We start from the raw sequence: 21,019 nt of genomic DNA on the forward strand, positions 1-21,019 counted from the left end.
TTCGTAAGGATCTATTTTTATGGCGATTGCTACCCGCAATAACCTCCGGAATGTTGCAATCGTTGCCCACGTTGACCACGGCAAGACGACGCTGGTCGACGCGATGTTGCAGCAGACGAACTCGTTCGCCGAGCACTCGCACACGGAAGAGCGTGCGATGGACTCCAACGAGCTCGAGCGCGAAAAGGGCATCACCATCCTCGCCAAGAACACGGCGATCTCCTACAAGGGCATCCACGCCAAGGATGGCCCCATCACCATCAACGTGATCGACACCCCCGGCCACGCCGACTTCGGTGGCGAGGTCGAGCGCGGCCTGTCCATGGTCGACGGTGTTGTGCTCCTCGTCGACGCCTCGGAGGGCCCGCTGCCGCAGACCCGCTTCGTGCTGCGTAAGGCACTTGAGGCGCACCTGCCCGTGATCCTCCTGGTCAACAAGACCGACCGTCCCGACGCGCGCATCGATGAGGTCGTCGAAGAGAGCCAGGACCTGCTCCTCGGCCTCGCCTCCGACATGGCCGACGACGTGCCCGACCTGGACCTCGACCTGGTGCTCAACGTGCCCGTCGTCTACGCGTCCGGCCGTGCCGGCGCCGCCAGCCTCACCAAGCCGGAGAACGGCTCCCTGCCGGACAACGACGACCTCGAGCCGCTCTTCGAAGCGATCCTCGAGCACATCCCCGCTCCCGTCTACGACGACGAGCACCCGCTGCAGGCCTGGGTCACCAACCTCGACTCCTCGCCGTTCCTCGGTCGCCTGGCGCTGCTGCGCATCTTCCAGGGCACCATCAAGAAGGGCCAGACCGTGGCCTGGGTCAAGCACGATGGCAGCGTCTCGAACGTGCGCGTTACCGAGCTGATGATCACCAAGGCCCTCGACCGGTACCCGGCCGAGTCCGCAGGCCCCGGTGACATCGTCGCCGTCGCCGGATTCCCCGACATCACCATCGGTGAGACCCTCGCCGACCCCGATGACGTGCGCCCGCTGCCGACCATCACGGTCGACGACCCCGCCATCTCGATGACCATCGGCACCAACACCTCGCCGCTCATCGGCAAGGTCAAGGGCCACAAGCTCACCGCCCGCATGGTCAAGGACCGCCTCGACAAGGAGCTCGTCGGTAACGTCTCGCTCCGTGTTCTCGACATCGGCCGTCCGGACGCCTGGGAAGTCCAGGGCCGTGGCGAGCTCGCTCTCGCGATCCTGGTCGAGCAGATGCGTCGTGAGGGCTTCGAGCTCACCGTCGGCAAGCCGCAGGTAGTCGTCAAGCGCGTCGACGGCAAGATCCACGAGCCGTACGAGCACCTCACCATCGACTCGCCGGAAGAGTACCTCGGCGCGATCACCCAGCTCCTCGCCGCCCGCAAGGGTCGCATGGAGAACATGGCCAACCACGGCACCGGCTGGGTCCGGATGGAATTCATCGTTCCGTCGCGCGGCCTGATCGGCTTCCGCACCGAGTTCCTCACCGACACCCGTGGTACCGGTATCGCCAACGCGATCTTCCACGGCTACGAGGCCTGGGCCGGCACGATCAACACCCGTACCAATGGCTCGATCGTCGCCGACCGCGCCGGTGTGGTCACTCCGTTCGCGATCATCGCCCTGCAGGAGCGCATGCAGTTCTTCGTGAACCCGACCGAAGAGGTCTACGAGGGCATGGTCATCGGCGAGAACTCGCGCGGTGACGACATGGACGTGAACATCACCAAGGAGAAGAAGCTGACCAACATGCGTCAGTCCACCTCCGACACGTTCGAGTCGATGACGCCGTCGAAGCAGCTCACGCTCGAGCAGTGCCTCGAATTCGCCCGCGAAGACGAGTGCGTCGAGGTCACCCCGGCCGTCGTTCGTATTCGCAAGGTCGAACTCGCCGCATCCGCTCGTCAGCGCAACGTCTCGCGTCTGAAGAAGCAGGACGCGAACTAGTCCGTAGCAGTATCTGATCGCAGGCACCCTGTACCGGTTTTCCGGCGCGGGGTGCCTGCGGTTTTTTGTCAGGCAAGTCAGTTGCGAAACACGTGAGGGAACCATGACCACAGCATTCACGTCGACGAAGTCTCCGCTGCGGGTGGGCCTGGCCCTGGTGGCGGTGCTCGCGGTCGGTCCGGCATTGGCCGGCTGCTCCGACGCACAGGTGCAGGATGCCGTCAACGGCGCCGTGCAGGGGGCCACAGACGGCGACGTCAGCCTCGGCGGGGCGCTGCCGGATGGGTGGCCCGCCGTGATCCCGGTGATCGACGGCGAGATCAAGTTCGGCGCTGGGAACACCACCAACGGTGACCAGGGCTGGGTGGTGACCGTGGCGTCTGCCACGACCGACCCGCTGGCCGACGCGAAGGAGAAGCTTGTCGACGCCGGGTTCGAGCCGGATGCCGGGAACTCGGCGAACGTGGGCGACGTGGGCGTGGTGGCACTGAAGAACAGCACATACACGGTCACGATCGCGGGCACTCCCGACGGTGTGCTGAACACGGTGGGCCCCGCCTGACAAGCGCTCCGGCGGTGTCAGGCGGAGCGGTGTCAGGCGAACAGCGGCGCGCCCACGTAGGAGCCCTGGGCTGCCCCAGGCGGGACCGCGAACAGTGCGGAGCCGACATGCCTGATGTACTCGTTGAGGGCGTCGTGGCGGGCCAGGTTCAGTTGCACCGCCGTGAACGTGGCCGGGGTGCGCTGGAAACTGATGAAGAACAGCCCGGCGTCGAGCCGGCCGAGGGCATCGTTCCCGTCGACGAAATTGTAGCCCCGGCGCAGCATCCGCACGCCGTCGTTCTGGCCGGGATGCGCCAGCCGCACGTGCGCGGCGGTGCCGATCAACGGCTCGTCGGCGCGGCCGGCGAGCTCGAAGTCGGGTCCGGTGAACTCGGTGCCGCCGGACAACGGCGCCCCCTCGCCCTTGTTGCGCCCGATCACGGTCTCCTGTTCGCGCAGGCTCGTGCGGTCCCAGGTCTCGATGGTCATGCGGATGCGCCTGGCCACGAGATACGAGCCGCCCGCCAGCCAGGCCTGGCCGTCGTCTGAACCCACCCAGAGGTGCTCGGTCAGTGCTGCCGGCTCCTCGGCCTTGATGTTGGCCGTGCCGTCCTTGAACCCGAACAGGTTGCGCGGCGTGGCCTGGCTGGTGCTCGTCGACGAGGTGCGGCCGAAGCCCAGCTGCGACCAGCGGATGGCGGCGCGCCCGAAGGCGATGCGGGAGAGGTTGCGGATGGCGTGCACGGCCACCTGCGGGTCATCGGCGCAGGCCTGGATGCACAGGTCGCCGCCGCTTCTGCCGTCGTCGAGCATGTCGCCGGGGAAGTGCGGCAGGTCCACCAGTTCCGCCGGTCGCCTCGCGGCCAGGCCGAATCTGTCTACGCCGGCCGTGGTTTGGAAGAGGCTGGGCCCGAACCCGAATGTGATGGTGAGGCCGGTCGGCGGCAGGCCGAGGGCCTCACCGGTGTCTTCTGGCGGGGCGTCGTATGGCCCGTTGACCGAGCCGTACTCGCCGACGTCCTTGCCCGCGGTCATCAGGGCGGCCGCTGCGCTCCAGTCCCGCAGCAGTTCGATGAGCTCGGCCCGGCTGGTTCCGTCGGCGACGTCGAACGCGGCAAAGTGCAGCCGGTCCTGCGCCGGGGTGACGATACCGGCCTGGTGGGTGGCGTAGAAGGGGTACACCGCGCCGGCGTTTGTGCCGGCAGCCGGCGCTGTGACGGCCAGCGCCGCCCTGTCGCCGGCGATGCCCAGCCCGAGCCCGGCCACCCCCGCCCCGGCCAGTCCGAGCAGGCCGCGGCGGGAGAGGCCGCGGGGGGCGTGCGCATCCGGTGCGTGGGCGGGGGAGTCGGTCATGGTGTTTCTTTCGTTAGAGCACGAGCGTGGCGGTCAGCTGGTTCAGCGGCTCACCGAGGGCGTTGACCTGGTCGGCGAAGGCCTTGACCTCGGCCGGGCTGAGCGCGGTGTACAGGGTGAAGCCGTCACCGACCCGCTGGGCGTCGAGCAGGGACTGCAGGGCGGCGAACTCGGCGTCGAGGTCGGCGGCCAGCTCGGCATCCTCCTCGAGCAGGATGTCGCGGACGCCGGAGTAGAGCACCTGCGCGCCGTCGATGTTGGCCTGGAAATCCCAGAGGTCGGTGTGCGACCAGAACTCCTCCTCGCCGGTGACCTTGCCCGTGGCCACCTCGTCGAGCAGCCCGATGGCGCCGTTGGTCTGCTGGGCCAGGGTGAAGTCCAGCTCCTGCACCTTCTCGTTCAGGGTCTCGGTGTCTGAAACGAGCAGCCCGGACAGGTTCTCGCGCTGCTCTGGTGTGTACGCCGCGAACCCGGCCTCGGCGTCGGCCGGCCAGAGGTCCTTCTCGATGGCGTGCCAGCCGGTCCAGGCCTGGCCCTCCTCGAGGTCGGCCTCGCGCAGGTCCAGCTGCGGGTCGAGGTCGCCGAAGGATTCGGCGACGGTCTCCACGCGTTCCCAGTGCGCCCGGGTGGGGGCGTAGAGGGCGCGGGCGGTGTCGTCGTCGCCGGCCAGGTAGGCGTCGGCGAAGGCCTGGGTGCCGGTGACCAGCTGCGCCACCTGGTCACGCACATAGGCGGCATAGTTCGTGTTCGCGACCTCCACCTGGGCGTCGAGGTCGGCATCCACCACGACGTCGTCACCGGAGTCGGTGACCGTGAACGCGGTCTTGTCGATGCCGTCGCCGACCATGCCCGGCTTGCAGGTGGTCAGGTAGTTTCCGGCGGGGAGCTGCACGACGAGGTCGCGGCTGAGTCCAGGGCCGATGTTCTCGACCTCGCCGACGATGCGCAGGCCGTCTTCGGCGAGCAGGTAGAACTCGGTGACCTGGTCGCCGGAGTTCGTGACCGTGAAGCTGAGGTTGCCCGACGGTGCCTCGGCGGCGGAGAGGGTGCAGGCATCCGCGCTGCTGTCCACCGTGAGGGCGCCGTTGGGTGAGTCGGACCCGGTGGCGTTGGCGACGCATCCGGTGAGGGCCAACAGGCCGGCGGCCGTGACGGCGACGAGGGGAAGGAGGCGGGCGCGCATAGGTGTCCTTAGAGGGGTGGGGTGTGGGGTCAGTGGGCGGCGACCGCTGGCGCGGCCTGGCGGGGAGCGGCAGCGGGTCGGCCCCGGCGGCTCATGACGATGAAGAGGGTGAGCGTGGGCACCACGTAGGCGATCCAGACGAACAACTCCAGCCAGGTCGTGGCGGGGGAGAAATTGAGGGTGCCCTTGAGCAGGGTGCCGTACCAGCTGTCCGGGGGGATCGCGGCGGTCACGTTGAAGGCGAGCGCGTTGAGTCCTGGCAGGATGCCGGCCTCCTGCAGGTCGTGCACCCCGTATGACAGCACGCCGGCGGCGACGATGATCAGGATGGCGCCGGTCCAGGTGAAGAACCGGCTGAGGTTGATTCTGAGCATGCCGGCGTAGATCAGAGCGCCCAGGCCGACGGCGGTGAGGATGCCCAGACTTGCCCCGATCAGCGGCATCGTGGTCTGCCCGGTCGCCTGTACGGCCGCCCAGATGAACAGGGCCGTCTCGATGCCCTCCCGGCCGACCGCGAGGAAGGCGACGAGCACGAGACCCATCCCCGTGCCCACCAGGTGTTTGTCGATGCTGCCGTGCAGGTGCCCCTTGAGGTCTGTGGCGGTGCGCAGCATCCAGAAGACCATCCAGGTCACGAAACCGGTGGCGATGATCGAGAGCAACCCGCCGATGGTCTCCTGGGCGGCAAAACTGAGCCCGTGGGTGCCGAAGGTGAGGACGGCGCCGAGCGTCAGAGCCAGCAGCACGGCTAGTCCCACTCCGGCCCAGATGCGGGGGAGCACGTCGCGGCGGCCGATCTTGACCACGTAGGCGATCAGGATGGTGACGATCAGGGCCGCTTCAAGGCCTTCACGCAGGCCGATCAGGTAGTTTGCGAGCACGGTTCTTCCCGGTTGTGGGTGAGGGTGGGGGGTCGCGGGAGCGTGGGGTCGGCTCGGCGCTGGCCCAGGGCACTACGACCACGGGCATCGTTGGTAAGGCTAACCTTACCCGCCCACTGTACGTTCGTTGCCCGGATGTGTCCAGCTAAGATTTGTCAGGGATCCGCCGCCGCCCCGCCGGTCTGCGTCACCACCCGCTCGTTCGCGTTACTCAGGAGTTTCCATGGTCATGTCAGGTTCCGGCGAACGAGTGGTCTTCATCCTCGATGCCCCCGGTGACGAATCGCTCCTCACCGGCGGCACGATCGCCAGGCTCCTCGACGACGGAGCCAGTGTGACCGTGCTGTTCGGTACGACGGATGCGGCCGAAGCGGACGCGGCATCCGTCACGCAGGCCCGCACTACGCTCGGTGAACCGGACGCGGGGCAGTGGCGGGTGCTCTCCGGTGAACCGGACCCCGTCGCGAGCCGCGCCACCCTCGGGTCCGCCCTCGCCGAGACGCAGGCGACCGCCGTCGTGACCGCGGCCACCGACCCGGTGCTGCGGCAGGCGGCGATCGATGCCGCCGATGACAACGGGGTGCCGGTCTTCGTCAGCTCCCGGGTGTTCGCCGCCGACGGCCAGCGGGTCACGGCCATCGACGTGAGCGATCAGCTCGACCGCAAGCTCGGCGCGCTCGGCGCATACGCCCACCGTTGGCTCGTTGACGGTCGGGTCGTACGTCTCGCCGACGGGGGAGAGGTGCAGGTGAGCGGTTCGGAGTCGTTCGTCCGCCCCGCCCCACCGACCAGGGTGGCGCACCCGGCGGAGGCGCCGACGGTGGCGACCCGTCTGGTCAGCGCCGTGGTCGCGTTGGCCGCCGGCGCGCTCTTCGCCGTTCTGGGCACCGTGGCCCACCAGACCACCGTCGAGCTGGGCTCGGTGACCGTACCGGTCGGGCTGGTGCTGTCCCTGATCGCCGCCAGCACCCTGCTGGTGGGACTGCGCCTGGTGGTGCACGACCGTCTCGTGGTGCTGGCCGCGGCGATCGGCATGCTGGCCACGGTCTTCCTGCTCTCCCTGCGCAGCACCGGCGGGTCGGTGCTGGTGCCCGCCGGTGTGCTGGGAACGGTCTGGACCATGGCGCCCGCCCTCGTCGCCGCTGTGGTCATCGCCTGGCCCCGAATACCGGCCCGCCGGTCGAACGCGTAGACTGATACCTCTGTTCGTGAAGGGAATTCCGCCACTGTGACGTATGTCATCGCTCTGCCCTGTGTGGACGTCAAGGATCGTGCTTGCGTCGACGAATGCCCGGTCGACTGCATTTACGAGGGTGAACGCTCCCTCTACATCCACCCGGACGAGTGTGTCGACTGCGGAGCGTGCGAACCGGTCTGCCCGGTCGAGGCGATCTACTACGAAGACGACCTGCCGGAGCAGTGGGCGGACTACTACAAGGCCAACGTGGAGTTCTTCGACGACATCGGCTCGCCCGGTGGGGCCGCCAAGGTGGGCGTCATCGCCAAGGACCACCCGGTGATCTCGGTGCTCCCGCCCCAGGTTCAGCACTAGCGCGTGCTTAAGCCGCTCCCGGACTACCCGTGGGATGCGATGCTGCCGTTCGCGCAGCAGGCCAGGGCCCACGCTGACGGCATCGTCGATCTCTCCATCGGCTCGCCTGTCGACGCCACCCCGCCCGTCGTGCAGGCCGCCCTGGCGTCGGCCACGGATGCGCACGCCTACCCGCAGACCACCGGCACGCCTGGGCTGCAGCACGCCATCATCGACTGGTACGCCCGCCGCCGCGGGGTCACCGGACTGAGCGAGAAGAACGTGCTGCCCACCATCGGCTCCAAGGAGCTGGTGGCGCTGCTGCCGTTCATGATCGGCGTGGGCGAGGGCGACACCGTCGTGCACCCGCGCGCCGCATACCCCACCTACGCGATCGGTGCCGCCATGGCCGGCGCGGACGCGTTCGGCTCGGACGATCCCGCCGAGTGGCCAGAGTCAACCCGGCTGATCTGGCTGAACAGTCCGGGCAACCCCGACGGCCGGGTGCTCGACGTCGAGTTCCTCCGCACCGCCGTGGCCCGCGCCAGGGAGCTGGGCGCCGTGATCGTCAACGACGAGTGCTATGCCGAACTCGGCTGGGACGCCCCTTGGGACAGGGAGCCGATCCCCAGCATCCTCGACCCGCGCGTCACCGACGGTGACACCGACAACATCGTGGCGATCTACTCGCTGAGCAAGCAGTCCAACATGGCCGGCTACCGCGGCGCCTTCGCCGCCGGCTGCGGCGACGTGCTGGGCCGTCTGCTCACCGTGCGCAAGCACGCTGGCCTGATGCTGCCCGCCCCGTTGCAGGCCGCCATGGTGGCCGCCCTGGGCGACGACGAGCACGTGCGGGTGCAGCGGGACCGTTATCTGGCCCGCCGCCGGGTGCTCCTGCCGGCGCTGATCGCCGCGGGCTTCACCATCGAGAACAGCGAGGCCGGGCTCTACCTCTGGGCCACCGCCGGCGTCGACGCCTGGGATTCCATCCGACGGCTCGCCGAACTCGGCATCCTGGCCGGCCCCGGCCCGTTCTACGGCGACTTCTACCCCCAGCACGTGCGGTTCTCCCTCACTGCCTCCGACGAACGCATCACCGCGGCCGCCGACCGGCTGCGGGCATCCGTCACGGCGTAGCCCGTACCGGCCCGGCTCGGCTCGCCGCCACCGGCCCGGCCGTGCCCCCAGTCCGGGCTTCGCCCGCTCGCGCTGCATAACTCCTGCAGCTTGCCCCGCGGGTGGGCGACGGATGCCGGAATGACGCGGGAGTCCACCTCCGCGGCGGGGATTCTGCAGGAGTTATGCTCCCACCGGGGCCGCCGGCGGCCGCGGATCGGCTGTGCTCTAGTGCCAATGGACTCTGGCCGAAATTGGCGGATGCAACAGTATGCCCCTCGGCAGAATAGGCTGTACGCGGGTTATCGTTGCCAAGCACCACGAGCGTGCTGCGGCGGACCGCCATAGACCAACAGCCGAAAGGCTTTGAAATCCAGGGAGGCGCCGTGAGCGACGTCGCGCAGCGAACACCAGCCAGTGAGCCAGAGATTATCGAGCGGCCCACATCGGAGCCGCAGACGGCCACTCTGACGTACACGGGGGGATCGGCGCAGTTCCCCATCCTGGCGAGTACAGATGGACCGTCCAGCATCGACATCGGAACGCTGACCAAGCAGACCGGTTTCACCACCTTCGACTCCGGATTCGTGAACACGGCGGCAACGAGGTCAGCCATCACGTACATCGACGGCGATGCGGGCATCCTCCGCTATCGCGGGTACCCGATCGAGCAGATCGCACAGAACTCCAGCTTTCTCGAGACCGCCTGGCTGCTCATCTACGGTGAGCTGCCCAGCGAAAGCGAACTGAGCGCGTTCGACACCCGCATCCGTCGGCACACGCTGCTGCACGAAGACCTGCGCCGGTTCTACGACGCCCTGCCGCACAACGCGCACCCGATGTCGGTGCTCTCGGCCGGCGTCTCGGCTCTGTCGACCTACTACCAGGATTCCCTGAACCCCAAGGACCCAGAGCAGGTCGAGCTGTCGATGATCCGCCTGCTGGCGAAGCTGCCGGTGATGGCCGCGTACGCGCACAAGAAGAGCATCGGGCACGCGTTCCTGTACCCGGACAACTCCCTGAGCTTCGTGGACAACTTCATCAAGCTCAACTTCGGCACCCTGGCCGAGCCGTACGAGGTGAACCCGGTGGTGAGCAAGGCGCTCGAACGTCTGCTGATGCTGCACGAGGACCACGAGCAGAACGCCTCCACCTCGGCCGTGCGCCTGGTCGGGTCCACAGAGGCCAACCTGTTCGCCTCGGTCTCCGGTGGCATCAACGCCCTCTCCGGCCCGCTGCACGGCGGCGCCAACGAGTCCGTGCTCACCATGCTCAGCGACATCAAGGCGTCGGGTGAGGGCGTGCAGAAGTACGTCGAGCGGGTGAAGAACAAGGAAGCCGGCGTGCGCCTGATGGGCTTCGGCCACCGGGTCTACAAGAACTACGACCCGCGCGCCAAGCTGGTCAAGGAGAGCGCCGACGCCGTGCTCGAAGCCCTGGGTGTGAAGGATGACCTCCTCGACATCGCCAAGGAGCTCGAGTTCATCGCGCTGAACGACGACTACTTCAAGGAGCGCAAGCTCTACCCCAACGTCGACTTCTACACCGGCGTGATCTACAAGGCGATGGGCTTCCCGCCGCGCATGTTCACCGTGCTGTTCGCGATCGGCCGGCTGCCCGGCTGGATCGCGCACTGGCGGGAGATGAACCTCGACCCCGCGCTCAAGATCGGCCGCCCGCAGCAGCTCTACACGGGCTCCGTCGCCCGCGACTACCCGCTGCACTAACAGCGGATGCGAAAAAGCCCCTTCCCACCGGGAAGGGGCTTTTCGCTTGTGCCGGCCGCTACGCGTGCAGGGCAGCGTTTAGGACGATGCCGGCCTGGCGGGGCAGAACCTCGACCGCGCCGGTGAGCGAGTTGCGGCGGAACAGCAGGTTCGGCACCCCGGAGAGGTCCTTGGCCTTGGCCGTGCGCTGGGCGCCGTCGGCGGGCTGCGCGGCATCCAGCAGCACCACCTTCGTGCCGGCGGTGACGTACAGGCCGGCCTCGACCACGGAGTCGTCGCCGATGGAGATGCCGATGCCGGAGTTGGCGCCGAGCAGCGCGCGCTGCCCGATCGTGACCCGCTGGGTGCCGCCGCCGGACAGCGTGCCCATGATCGATGCGCCGCCGCCGATGTCGGAGCCGTCACCGACCACGACTCCCTGCGACACCCGGCCCTCGACCATCGAGACGCCGAGGGTGCCGGCGTTGAAGTTGACGAAGCCCTCGTGCATGACGGTGGTGCCGGGGGAGAGGTAGGCGCCCAGGCGCACCCGGGAGGCGTCGGCGATGCGCACCCGCTCAGGGGAGACGTAGTTGAGCAGCGGCGGGAACTTGTCCAGGCCGGTGGCGGTGATGCCGTGGCGCTGCAGGGCGGGCCGCAGCCGGTCGAAGTCGGCGGGCAGCACCGGTCCGGCGTTGGTCCAGACCACGTTGGGCAGGTGAGCGAAGATGCCGTCGAGGTTGATGCTGTTGGGCTTGACGAGCAGGTGCGAGAGCAGGTGCAGCCGCAGGTAGGCATCCGAGGTGCCGGCCGGTGCGGCCTGCAGGTCGATCTCGACGGTGACGGCCTCGAGGCGCACGTTGCGTCGGGCGTCGGGCCCCGCGGCCTCTTCCAGCTCGGTGGGCACGATCCAGCGGTCACGATCGGCGGGCAGCGAGCCCAGCTTGGGCGCCGGGTACCAGGTGTCGAGCACGGTGCCGTCGCCGGCGATCGTGGCCAGTCCGTACCCCCAGGCGTGGGTTGAGGCCGAAGCGGCGGAGTCTGACAGGGGTTCGGGGGGAAGCGCGGTGACCATGGCTCTAGATTAGTAGGGTGCCTTCAGAGAGAACGATAGACCCGTCCGTTCCCGCCCTCGACCTGACCGTGGGGTCGATCGAGCTCACCCGCGCCCTCTGCGACGTGGAGTCGGTCTCCGGCAACGAGACCCCGCTCGCCGACGCCATCGAGACCGCCCTGGCCGGCTGCGCGCACCTCGAGCTGATTCGTGACGGTGACACCATCGTGGCGCGCACCAACCTGGGTCGCGCCCAGCGGGTGGTGATCGCCGGGCACATCGACACCGTGCCGGTGAACGAGAACCTGCCCACCCGGTTCGAAACCGAGGATGGCGTCGACTACCTCTGGGGGCGCGGCACGACGGACATGAAGGCCGGCGTGGCCGTGCAGCTCAAGCTCGCCGCCGAGCTCGCCGACACCAGCGTCGACGTGACCTGGATGTGGTACGACCACGAGGAGGTCAATGCCTCCCTCAACGGCCTCGGCCGGCTCGCCGGCAACCGGCCCGACCTGTTCCAGGGTGACTTCGCCATCCTGGGCGAACCGAGCAACAGCCAGGTCGAGGGCGGCTGCAACGGCAACGTGCGCATCGAGGTGCGCACCTTCGGCAAACGGGCGCACTCCGCCCGCGCCTGGGTCGGCGAGAACGCCATCCACAAGGCCGCCCCGATCCTCGACATCCTCGCGGCGTACACACCCCTCGAGGTTGAGGTGGAGGGTCTGGTCTACCGGGAAGGCCTGAACGCCGTGGGCATCAGCGGGGGCATCGCCGGCAACGTCATCCCCGACGAGTGCATGGTGCACGTGAACTACCGGTTCGCGCCCAGCCGCACCGCCGCAGAGGCGGTGGCGCACCTGGAGGAGCTCTTCGCCGGTTTCGACATCACCGTCGTCGACCTCGCCGAGGGCGCCCGCCCCGGCCTGGACGCCCCGCTGGCGCTCAAGTTCCTCGAGGCCGTTGGCGCTGAGCCCCGCCCCAAGTACGGCTGGACCGATGTGGCCCGGTTCTCGGCCCTGGGCATCCCGGCCGTCAACTACGGTCCGGGTGACCCGCTCAAGGCGCACGCCGACGACGAGCGGGTGGCGCTGACCCAGATCACCGACTGCGAGGATGCCCTGCGCGCCTGGCTGACCGCACCCATCGACTGAGCATGGCGGCCTCGCCTACCCCGCCCGCACACACCCCGGGCTCGCGAACCCCTGCCCCTGCCGTGGCCCCCTGGCTGCCCGGCCGGTGGCGGGCGCACTACCGGCTGCTGCCGTGGTGGCTGAAGGTCGTCGGCATCTGGCTGGCGAGCCGGGTGATCACCACCACCATGGTGCTGGTGCTGGCGAGCGTGCAGGGGCAGAACGCGTGGACGCCGGCGAGACCGGGCTACCTGGAGTTCGCCACCATGTGGGACTCGCTCTGGTACAACATCGTGGCCGTCGGCGGGTACCCCTCGGTGCTGCCGGTCACCGCGGAGGGTCACGTCGGCGAGAACGCCTGGGCGTTCATGCCGGGTTACCCGGTGGTGGTGCGGCTGCTCATGCTGCTCACCGGGGCGCCCTGGGAGCCCGTGGCCGTGTTCGTGTCCGTGGCCTGCAGCCTCGCCACCGCCCTGCTGTTCTACCGGCTGATGCGGCGCGTGCAGCCGCAGTCGATGGCGTTGTTCTCCGTGCTGCTGTTCTGCGTCGCCCCGCTGTCACCGCTGCTGCAGTTCGGCTATGCGGAGTCGATGCAGCTGATGCTGCTCACCCTGGCACTGGTGCTGGTGCTGGAGCGGCGCTACCTGGTGCTGGTGCCGGTGATCGCGGTGATGGCGCTCACGCGGCCCACCGGGCTGGCGTTCGCCCTGTTCCTGGCGCTGCACGTCGGCTACCGCTGGTTCACCCGCTCCCGCGACCCGTTCCCGGTGCGCGAAGTGGTGACGGCGTCATCCGTCGCGGTGTTCAGCGGTGTGATGGGGCTGCTCTGGCCGGCCCTGGCCTGGGCGGTGACCGGCTCACTCACGGCGTACACCGACACCGAACTGGCCTGGCGGAGCGCCTACATCGGTTATCAGGAGCTGGTACCGTTCACGGCCTGGTTCCAGAGCGGGGTGTGGTGGCTCGGGCAGCCGCTGGGCATCATCGCGGTGCTGGTGCTGATCGTGGGGTTCACGCTGCTGATGTTCACACCGTGGGTGCGCGGCCTCGGCGTCGATCTGCGTCTGTGGGTGGTGTCGTACGCGCTCTACCTGCTCGCGGTGTTCTTCCCGCAGTCGAGCATCTTCCGGCTGCTGATGCCGATGTTCCCGCTGCTCGGCGCCCTCGCCGTGCCGCGCAACGTCGTGTACCGCGTTGTGGTCACACTGCTGCTGATCTGCGGCCAATGGGGCTGGCTTTTGCTCTGTTGGGGCGTGGACGGGGCCGATTGGACCCCGCCGTAATTACTGTCTGACGGCCGAATGGTCGATAATGGTAGTACGACTACGAATGGAAGGGGAGTTCATGGCGGCCATGAAGCCACGGACCGGAGACGGGCCAATGGAGGCTGTAAAGGAGGGGCGCCTGATCATCGTGCGTGTACCGCTCGAAGGTGGAGGCCGACTCGTCGTCTCTGTGAACGACGCTGAAGCCAAGGAGCTTCACGATGCGCTCGCCGGAGTAGTCACACCGGCTGTGTAGTACCACACGCTCTGACGTAGCAAAGATTTCATTCGGCTGATCGGCTGTGCGGGTTCCGCACAGCCGATTGCTGTATCCGGATGCGGTTACGCGCGCAGCTTGGTGATCTGCAGCAGGCCGTCGCCGACGGGGGAGAGCGCGCTGATCACGGCGGTGGAGGAACCGATCTCGTTGAGCAGGGTGCGGAAGCCGGTGGCAACGTCGTCACGCTGCACGGGGTCGGCCACCCGGCCGCGCCAGAGCGCGTGCGCCACGAGAACGGTGCCGCCCGGACGGGCCAACCGCAGCCCGTGCTCGACGTACTCGATGACCGACTGCGGGTCGGCATCCACGAAGACGATGTCGTAGGAGTTCTCGTTCATGCGCGGCAGCACCTCGGCGGCGCGACCGGTGATCAGGCGAACCCGGTTGGTGGGGATGCCGGCCTCGTGGAAATTCGCCTTGGCGTGCTGCAGGTGGTCGACCTCGAGGTCGATCGAGGTGAGGGTGGCGCCGGGGGCGCCGGTGAGCAGCCAGATGCCGGAGACGCCGGCACCCGTGCCGACCTCGAGGATGCTGCGGGCACCGGTGGCGGCGGCGATGACGGCCGACTGCGCCCCGACCGACGGGGCGATGGCCTCGATGCCGAGCTCGTGGGACTGCTGCCTCGCCCGGGCCAGGGCATCGCTCTCCACCACCGAGTCGTCGGCGAATTTCCAGTTCAGATCTTTGTCAGACATTCCGCAACTCCAGTAGGTGATTGGGGTTAAGACTACGGTGGCCGGGCACCCGGTTAGGGCACGCCTCGCCGGGGGGATATTCTGAGGGCATGTTCGGTCTGACCTTCGAGAAGCTCCTGCTCATCGGGATCATCGCCGTCTTCCTGCTCGGCCCGGAGAAGCTGCCGCACTACGCGGCGCAACTGGGCCGGCTGGTGCGTCAGCTGCGGGACATGGCCAACGGGGCCAAGGACCGCATGAAGGACGAGATGGGTCCGGACTTCGACGACGTCGACTGGAAGAAACTCGACCCGCGTCAGTATGACCCGCGTCGCATCATCAGGGAAGCCCTGATCGAGGAACCGGTGAAGGGGCAGTCCGCCGTTCTCGCGCGGACCGGTGCGAACCCCGACAGCGCCTATCTGCAGCGCAAGCGCGCCCGCGAGGGCGACCTGACCGGGCCGGCGCCGTTCGACTCCGAAGCCACCTGACCCGGTTCGTTCCTGCGGGGCGGGTCAACGCCGTCTGACGGCCTTCAGGGCCCGCGCCAGGAGGACCATCGGGCGCTCCAACCTGGCGACCTCCGCGCCGGTGGATGGCAGGGCGAGCACACCCGTCGCGCTGGCGATGGTGACCGGGTTGACGAAGCGCTTGAGCCCCTCCGGGCCGTTCCGACGCCCAAGGCCGGATGCCTTCACCCCGCCCATCGGGGCGTCCACGGCGGAGAACGACCCGCGGTAGCCCTCGTTGACGTTCACACTGCCGGCCTCGAGCGACTCGGCGACGCGCAGCCCGCGGCGGGCGGATCCGCTGAGCACCGACGCGTTCAGGCCGTACTCGCTGTTGTTGGCCGCGAGGATCGCCTCCTGCTCCGTGTCGACCACGTACACGGCCACGACCGGGCCGAAGGTCTCGTCGGCGAAGCAGCGCATGGCCGGTGTGACCCCGGTGAGGATGGTCGGTTCGAAGAAGTACGGGCCGAGGTCGGGCCTGGCCCGCCCGCCGGCCTGCACCGTGGCGCCGTGCTCGACGGCGTCGGCCAGGTGCTCGGTCACGCGCTCGAGCTGCTCCGGCGAGGTGAGCGTGCCCACATCCGTGCTGTAGTCCAGGGCAGAGCCGAGGATCAGCGCACGGGTGGTGGTGACGAATTCGCGCAGGAACTGGTCGGCCACTCCGCGTTGCACGTAGATGCGCTCGATCGACACGCACAACTGCCCCATCGACGAGAAGCACGCGTACGCGGCCTGCGCGGCGGCCCGGTGCGGGTCGACGTCGTCGAGCACGATCATCGGGTTCTTGCCGCCGAGCTCCAGCGACGCCCCGGTGAGGGTGCTCGCGGCCTGCCGGCCCACCCGCAGGCCGGTGGGGGTGGAGCCGGTGAAACAGACGTAGTCGGCGCCGGCCGTGACGGCCTCGCCCACCACGGCGCCCTCGCCGGTGACGACGGCCCACAGGTCGGCGGGCACGCCGGCGTCGATGAAGGCGCGACGCAGCATCAGGATGCTCAGGGCGCCCTGGTTGTCGGCCTTCTGCACCACAGCGCAGCCGGCGGCCAGCGCCGGCACGACGTCCATCGCGGCCAGGCTGAGCGGGAAATTCCAGGGCGTGATGACCCCGGCGACGCCCTTGGGCCGGTACCGCACCCTGGTGCGCACCAGCACCGGCAGGCCGGAGCGGCGGCGCTGGCCGCGCAGCACCCGGCGGGCGGCGACGGCGTTGTAGCGGGTGACGCTGAGTACCTGGAAGACCTCCTCGAACGCATGCCCGCGGGTCTTGCCGGTCTCGGTCTGCAGGGTGTCCAGCAGGGCTTCCCTGCGGGCGAGCAGCAGGTCGTGGGCACGCAGCAGCACCCGACGGCGATGGGCGAACCCTGCACGCGCCCAACCGATCTGAGCGAGACGGGCGCGGGCGTAGGCATCCGCCACGTCGTGCGTGCTGCTCAGCGGCAGCTCGTGCAGACCGTCGCCGGTGAACGGTGCGATGACCGTGTCCGTCTGTCCGGTGGTCGAGCGGATGTCACGGTGCAGGTCGGCGACGACCGCCGGATCCAGCGGCGTGCCCGGTACCGGACCTGGGACGTTCGACGGGACGGGAACGGACGACACTGTGGGAGCGCTCATGCTGATCAGTGTAGGCAGGGCTGCCTGTGCGGAGCCCGGAGGTCAGCGCTGGGAGGTCAGCGCGGCGAGATGCCCAGGCTGAGCCCGGCCAGGCCGCGGCCGCGGGTGGCCAGCCGCTCGGCGATGGCCTGGATGGCCACGGCGGCGGGGTCGGCGGGGTCGCCGAGCACCACGGGCAGTCCGGTGTCACCGCCGGTGCGGAGGGCCACGCTGAGCGGCACCTGACCGAGCAGCGGAACCGGCTTGCCCTGACCGGCGGAGAGCCGGCCGGCGACCTCGGCGCCGCCGCCGGAGCCGAAGATCTCCAGCAGGGTGCCGTCCGGCTGCATCAGCCCGGCCATGTTTTCGATCACGCCGTAGATCTTCTGGCCGGTCTGGCGGGCCACGGCGCCGCTGCGCTCGGAGATGTCCGCGGCGGCGGGCTGAGGGGTGGTGACGACGATGACCTCGGCGTGCGGCAACAGCTGGCCCACCGAGATGGCGATGTCGCCGGTGCCCGGCGGCAGGTCGAGCAGCAGGATGTCGAGGTCGCCGAAGTAGACCTCGGTGAGGAACTGGGTGATGGTGCGGTGCAGCATCGGCCCGCGCCAGGCGACCGCGACGGAGGTGTCGTCGACGAACATGCCGATGGAGATGACCTTCACCTCGAAGCCGATCGGCGGCAGGATCATGTCACCCACCTGGGTGGGCTTGACCATGCCGCTCTGACCATCCGGCATGCCGGGCGGGGTGACCAGACCGAGCAGCCCCGGGATGGAGAAGCCGTAGACGTCGGCGTCGACGATGCCCACCCGCAGGCCCCGTGCGGCCAGGGCCACGGCGAGGTTCGCGGTGACGGTGGACTTGCCCACACCGCCCTTGCCGCTGGTGATCGCGTAGATCTGGGTGAGCGAGTCCGGCCCGAACTGCAGGCTGCGTGCGCCCTGGCCGCCGCGCAGCTTCTCGGTCATGGCGCGGCGCTGCTCAGGGGTCATCACCGACACCTCAACGCGGGCCAGGCCGACGCCCACGACGGATTCGGTCGCCTCGCGAACATCCGTCTCGATGCGCGTCGCCGCCGGGCAGCCGGCGATGGTGAGACGGATGCCCACCGTCGCGCCGCCGTCGGGGTCGATCGTGACCCCGGAGACCATGTCCAGCTCGGTGATGGGCTTGCGGATCTCGGGGTCGATGACGCGGGCGAGGGCGGCGAGGACCCGGTTCTCAGTCAAACGGGTCGACCTCGTGCGGGGCGGTCCGGGGACTGGCTTCGCGTTCCCGGCTCTCCAGTTCGCGGCTCTCCCGGTCGCGGATGGCTTCGCGCTCGCGGCGCTCCTGCTCGTCGCGCTGGTCGAGGTTGTCGAGCAGGGCGCGCAGCTCGGCCCGCAGGAAGTCTTTGGAAGCGAGGTCCTTCATACCCAGGCGCAGGGCGACGACTTCACGGGCGAGGTACTCGGTGTCGGCCAGGTTGCGTTCGGCGCGTTGCCGGTCCTGTTCGAACTGCACCCGGTCGCGGTCGTCCTGCCGGTTCTGCGCGAGCAGGATCAGCGGTGCCGCGTACGACGCCTGGAGGGAGAGCACCAGGGTGAGCGCGATGAAGCCCAGCTCGATGGAGTCGAAGCGGAGTCCCTCTGGGGAGAGGGTGTTCCAGCCGATCCAGAAGACCACCAGGGCGGACAGGCCAAGCAGGAACCAGGGCGTGCCCATGCCGCGCGCGATCGCCTCGGTGAACCGGCCGAACCTGTCGTTGCTGCGTCGGCCGCGCTTGCGCCCGACGAGGTTGGTGGTGCGCAGGCCCTTGGGCGTGTCGAGGCGGAGTTCGCTCTTGTTAGCGCGTGCCATTTCCGTGCCTCCGTCCAGGCAGTGGGATGCTTCCGGTTACCAGCTGGGTTCTCGCGGAGGCACGTTTGCGTACCTCGTCGCCGTCGTCGTGACTTCGCCAGTCGTCCGGAAGGAGGTAGTCGAGCACGTCATCAATCGTCACCACCCCGACGAGATGGTGGTTCTCATCGACCACGGGCACCGAGACGAGGTCGTAGCTGGCCAGGATGCGGGATACCTCGGCCGCCGAGGTGTCCGCGGTGACGGGCTCCAGACCCAGGTCGAGCAGGGTGCCGAGGCGTTCGTGCGGCGGGTAGCGCAGCATCCGCTGGAAGTGCACCATGCCCAGGAACCGGCCGGTGGGCGGTTCGTACGGCGGCAGGGTGACACAGATCGCCGCGCCGAGGGCCGGCGCCAAGTCATGCCGGCGGATGAGGGCCAGGCCCTCGGCCACGGTGGCGTCGGCGGAGACGATGATCGGCTCGGTGGTCATCAGGCCACCGGCGGTGTCGGGGGCGTAGGAGAGCAGGAACCGCACATCGTCGGCCTCTTCTGGCTCCATCAGGTCGAGCAGGTGCTCGCCGCGTTCCTCCGGCAGCTGCGCGATCAGGTCGGCCGCGTCATCCGGCTGCATGTGATCGAGCACCTCGGCGGCCCGTGAGTCGCCGAGCCGGGTGAGGATGCCCACCTGCTCGCTCTCCGGCATCTCCTCGAGCACATCGGCGAGGCGGCCGTCCGGCAGCTCCTCTGCCACCTCGAACATGCGCTGGCGGGGCAGGTCGAGCAGGGTGTTGGCGAGGTCGGCCGGCTTCATGTCTGAGTAGGTGGCGATGAGCTGTTCGGCCGACTGGGACTGACCAGCGGTGACCTTCTCGTAGACCTCGCCCCAGTTGGCGAACGCGGTCGCCCCCTTGGCGAACGGCGAGGAGCCGGTCTTGGGGCGGCGCAGGAAGAGCTGGCTGATCGCCCAGTCACCCTGGGCGGATTCCTCGATCGCGACGTCCTCGATGGTGGCCTCGCCGGAGCCGTCGTTGAACGCGACCTTGCGGCCGAGCATCTCGGCGATGACGCGCACCTCGCCGCCGCGCTGCTCGAAGCGGCGCACGTTGATCAGGCCGGTGGTGATGATCTGGCCGCTGCCGATGCTCGTGACCCGGCCGATGGAGACGAAGACCCGGCGTTTGCCGGGGATCTCGACGATCAGGCCGACCACGCGGGGTGGGTCGTCTTTTCGGTAGACCACCAGAACATCGCGAACCTTGCCGACGCGGTCGCCCGCGGGGTCGAAGACGTTGCACCCGGCCAATCGGGCGACGAAGACTCTGGTGTTTGCCACACCTATAACTTAGTCGGTGCCGGCTGGGCGGCGGCCGGGCCGTGGCGGGTCAGGTGCCGGGCCATCTGCGCCGCTGAGCCGGACGGCACGCCGGTGACCGGGTATTCTCCCCGTGGATGCACAGCGGGCCAGGCGGGAATCCGCCGGTGCCGTGGAAGAATGGAGGCATGACCAATCAAAGCCCATTCGGTGGTCGCGCCTCCGCTCTGTATCCCGTCCTCCCCAAGGGTGAGGTCCTGGCCACGTACGAGACCTACAACGAGGCCCAGCTGGCCGTCGACGTCCTGGCGAAGTCCGACTTCCCGGTGAAGCAGCTGTCGATCGTGGGCAACGACCTCAAGACCGTGGAGCGGGTGACCGGCAAGCTCACCTGGAGCCGCGTCGCGTTGGCCGGCGCCGCATCCGGTGCCTGGCTCGGTGTGTTCTTCGGGCTGCTGTTCTTCATCTTCTCGCCCGACGGTGCCGGCCTGCCGCTGGTGATCGCGGCCGTGTTGATGGGCGCCGGCTTCGGCATGCTGTTCGGACTGGTGAGCTACGCGCTCAACCGTCGCCGCAAGGACTTCACCTCGACCATGCAGGTGATCGCCGGCAACTACCAGGTGATCGTAGACGTGGAACTGCTGAACAGGGCCCGCAACCTGCTGGCCGGTCACGGCGAGCCCGCCGGCGCTCCCGCTCCGCACCCATCCGACCCGCCCCGGTCCCTGCCGCAGCCGCTGCCGCCGGCGGATGCGCCGGAGCCGCCGACGGATGCGCCCACCACACCGCCCGCGTACGGCGAGACCGGCCCGGCCGACCCGACCCGCTAACCCGGCGCAACTGTTCCCGAACCCTCTGCGTCAGGCTGCTTGTGAGTCAGTTCACGATCAGTAGGAGGCAGAGTGATGTCGATAACCCCAGGCTTCACCGTGGTGGAGATCCGCGAGTTCGTTCGTGAGTATGACGGGTTGGCCTATGGCCGGAAAGCGCCGTGGTTGGTGGAGCGCGGTTTGTCCAGACGTAGGTTGGCTCGGTGGCAGGGCGCGGTTTACGAGGGCGATCTCGAACGTGGCCTGATCCCGCGCGAAGATGGTCGTATGACTATTCCACCGGGTAAGCGCAGTGCGCTGGAGAAAGC

The 21,019-nt window shown here is 68.8% G+C and carries 20 protein-coding genes and 1 pseudogene; 12 read left to right on the top strand and 9 right to left on the bottom strand.

The window, feature by feature from the left end; translation table 11 throughout:
• The first annotated feature begins 19 nt into the window (after positions 1-19).
• Positions 20-1,930, top strand: coding sequence for a translational GTPase TypA (gene typA / locus K2F54_RS09375; RefSeq protein ID WP_220605593.1), 1,911 nt, complete (start codon positions 20-22; stop codon positions 1,928-1,930).
• Between the two features lie 103 nt (positions 1,931-2,033).
• Positions 2,034-2,492 (top strand): hypothetical protein, encoded by a 459-nt coding sequence (locus K2F54_RS09380; protein ID WP_220605594.1) that lies wholly within the window; start codon positions 2,034-2,036, stop codon positions 2,490-2,492.
• 32 nt (positions 2,493-2,524) lie between these two features.
• Here the strand turns inward: K2F54_RS09380 and efeB are convergent, their stop codons facing one another.
• Genes efeB through efeU form a run of 3 tightly spaced genes read right to left on the bottom strand, consistent with a single transcriptional unit; the run spans position 2,525 to position 5,890 of the window.
• Positions 2,525-3,826 (bottom strand): iron uptake transporter deferrochelatase/peroxidase subunit, encoded by a 1,302-nt coding sequence (gene efeB / locus K2F54_RS09385; RefSeq protein ID WP_220605595.1) that lies wholly within the window; start codon positions 3,824-3,826, stop codon positions 2,525-2,527.
• Between the two features lie 13 nt (positions 3,827-3,839).
• The gene (gene efeO, locus K2F54_RS09390) at positions 3,840-5,009 is read right to left on the bottom strand and encodes an iron uptake system protein EfeO (RefSeq protein ID WP_220605596.1); all 1,170 of its coding nucleotides are present in this window, start codon (positions 5,007-5,009) and stop codon (positions 3,840-3,842) included.
• A 29-nt stretch (positions 5,010-5,038) separates the two neighbouring features.
• Entirely contained in the window at positions 5,039-5,890 is an 852-nt protein-coding gene (efeU, locus tag K2F54_RS09395; protein WP_220605597.1) for an iron uptake transporter permease EfeU, read from the bottom strand.
• Between the two features lie 223 nt (positions 5,891-6,113).
• Here efeU and K2F54_RS09400 point away from each other — a divergent pair, with 223 nt between their 5' ends.
• The 4 genes from K2F54_RS09400 to K2F54_RS09415 all read left to right on the top strand — a co-directional run bounded on the left by K2F54_RS09400 (position 6,114) and on the right by K2F54_RS09415 (position 10,264).
• Positions 6,114-7,082: a PIG-L deacetylase family protein gene (locus K2F54_RS09400; RefSeq protein ID WP_220605598.1), complete on the top strand. Its 969-nt coding sequence runs from the start codon at positions 6,114-6,116 to the stop codon at positions 7,080-7,082.
• A gap of 36 nt (positions 7,083-7,118) precedes the next feature.
• Complete coding sequence (gene fdxA / locus K2F54_RS09405; protein ID WP_066594116.1) at positions 7,119-7,442, top strand: ferredoxin; 324 nt, start codon at positions 7,119-7,121, stop codon at positions 7,440-7,442.
• 3 nt (positions 7,443-7,445) lie between these two features.
• Positions 7,446-8,558, top strand: coding sequence for a succinyldiaminopimelate transaminase (gene dapC, locus K2F54_RS09410; RefSeq protein WP_220605599.1), 1,113 nt, complete (start codon positions 7,446-7,448; stop codon positions 8,556-8,558).
• Between the two features lie 410 nt (positions 8,559-8,968).
• Positions 8,969-10,264 carry a citrate synthase gene (locus K2F54_RS09415; RefSeq protein ID WP_220605623.1) on the top strand — a complete coding sequence of 432 codons (1,296 nt, stop codon included), beginning with the start codon at positions 8,969-8,971 and terminating at the stop codon, positions 10,262-10,264.
• Positions 10,265-10,322: 58 nt separating this feature from the next.
• Here K2F54_RS09415 and dapD read toward each other — a convergent pair whose 3' ends face one another.
• On the bottom strand, positions 10,323-11,318 hold the full coding sequence (dapD, locus tag K2F54_RS09420) for a 2,3,4,5-tetrahydropyridine-2,6-dicarboxylate N-succinyltransferase (protein WP_220605600.1): 996 nt from the start codon (positions 11,316-11,318) through the stop codon (positions 10,323-10,325).
• Between the two features lie 17 nt (positions 11,319-11,335).
• Between dapD and dapE the strand changes: the two genes are divergently transcribed.
• The 3 genes from dapE (at position 11,336) to K2F54_RS09435 (ending at position 13,948) form a co-directional block, all read left to right on the top strand.
• A complete protein-coding gene (gene dapE, locus K2F54_RS09425) occupies positions 11,336-12,448 on the top strand; it encodes a succinyl-diaminopimelate desuccinylase (protein WP_220605601.1) in 1,113 nt (370 codons plus the stop codon).
• A 2-nt stretch (positions 12,449-12,450) separates the two neighbouring features.
• Entirely contained in the window at positions 12,451-13,710 is a 1,260-nt protein-coding gene (locus tag K2F54_RS09430) for a hypothetical protein (protein ID WP_220605602.1), read from the top strand.
• A 61-nt stretch (positions 13,711-13,771) separates the two neighbouring features.
• Positions 13,772-13,948 (top strand): DUF3117 domain-containing protein, encoded by a 177-nt coding sequence (locus K2F54_RS09435; protein WP_084021373.1) that lies wholly within the window; start codon positions 13,772-13,774, stop codon positions 13,946-13,948.
• Positions 13,949-14,034: 86 nt separating this feature from the next.
• On the opposite strand, the gene K2F54_RS09440 is transcribed toward K2F54_RS09435, so the two are convergent.
• On the bottom strand, positions 14,035-14,667 hold the full coding sequence (locus tag K2F54_RS09440; protein WP_220605603.1) for an O-methyltransferase: 633 nt from the start codon (positions 14,665-14,667) through the stop codon (positions 14,035-14,037).
• A gap of 89 nt (positions 14,668-14,756) precedes the next feature.
• Here K2F54_RS09440 and K2F54_RS09445 point away from each other — a divergent pair, with 89 nt between their 5' ends.
• Positions 14,757-15,137: a twin-arginine translocase TatA/TatE family subunit gene (locus tag K2F54_RS09445; protein WP_220605604.1), complete on the top strand. Its 381-nt coding sequence runs from the start codon at positions 14,757-14,759 to the stop codon at positions 15,135-15,137.
• 24 nt (positions 15,138-15,161) lie between these two features.
• Here K2F54_RS09445 and K2F54_RS09450 read toward each other — a convergent pair whose 3' ends face one another.
• From K2F54_RS09450 to K2F54_RS09465, 4 genes are read right to left on the bottom strand one after another with little or no spacing between them, the layout of a single operon-like run.
• Positions 15,162-16,766, bottom strand: a complete 1,605-nt coding sequence (locus tag K2F54_RS09450; protein WP_220605605.1) for a succinic semialdehyde dehydrogenase — start codon at positions 16,764-16,766, stop codon at positions 15,162-15,164.
• A gap of 56 nt (positions 16,767-16,822) precedes the next feature.
• A complete protein-coding gene (locus tag K2F54_RS09455) occupies positions 16,823-17,977 on the bottom strand; it encodes an Mrp/NBP35 family ATP-binding protein (RefSeq protein ID WP_220605606.1) in 1,155 nt (384 codons plus the stop codon).
• Positions 17,970-18,587 carry a DUF1003 domain-containing protein gene (locus tag K2F54_RS09460; protein WP_220605607.1) on the bottom strand — a complete coding sequence of 206 codons (618 nt, stop codon included), beginning with the start codon at positions 18,585-18,587 and terminating at the stop codon, positions 17,970-17,972. Before K2F54_RS09460 ends, K2F54_RS09455 begins: the two co-directional genes overlap by 8 nt.
• The gene (locus tag K2F54_RS09465) at positions 18,574-19,902 is read right to left on the bottom strand and encodes a magnesium transporter MgtE N-terminal domain-containing protein (protein ID WP_220605608.1); all 1,329 of its coding nucleotides are present in this window, start codon (positions 19,900-19,902) and stop codon (positions 18,574-18,576) included. Before K2F54_RS09465 ends, K2F54_RS09460 begins: the two co-directional genes overlap by 14 nt.
• A gap of 167 nt (positions 19,903-20,069) precedes the next feature.
• On the opposite strand from K2F54_RS09465, the gene K2F54_RS09470 reads away from it, so the two are divergent.
• Together K2F54_RS09470 and K2F54_RS09475 are read left to right on the top strand one after the other, a co-directional pair.
• The gene (locus tag K2F54_RS09470) at positions 20,070-20,711 is read left to right on the top strand and encodes a YflT domain-containing protein (protein WP_255576912.1); all 642 of its coding nucleotides are present in this window, start codon (positions 20,070-20,072) and stop codon (positions 20,709-20,711) included.
• 72 nt (positions 20,712-20,783) lie between these two features.
• A pseudogene (locus K2F54_RS09475) lies at positions 20,784-21,019 on the top strand (hypothetical protein); the annotation flags it as partial.

This window comes from Cryobacterium inferilacus, assembly GCF_019599185.1.
In the GTDB taxonomy this organism is placed as follows: domain Bacteria; phylum Actinomycetota; class Actinomycetes; order Actinomycetales; family Microbacteriaceae; genus Cryobacterium; species Cryobacterium inferilacus.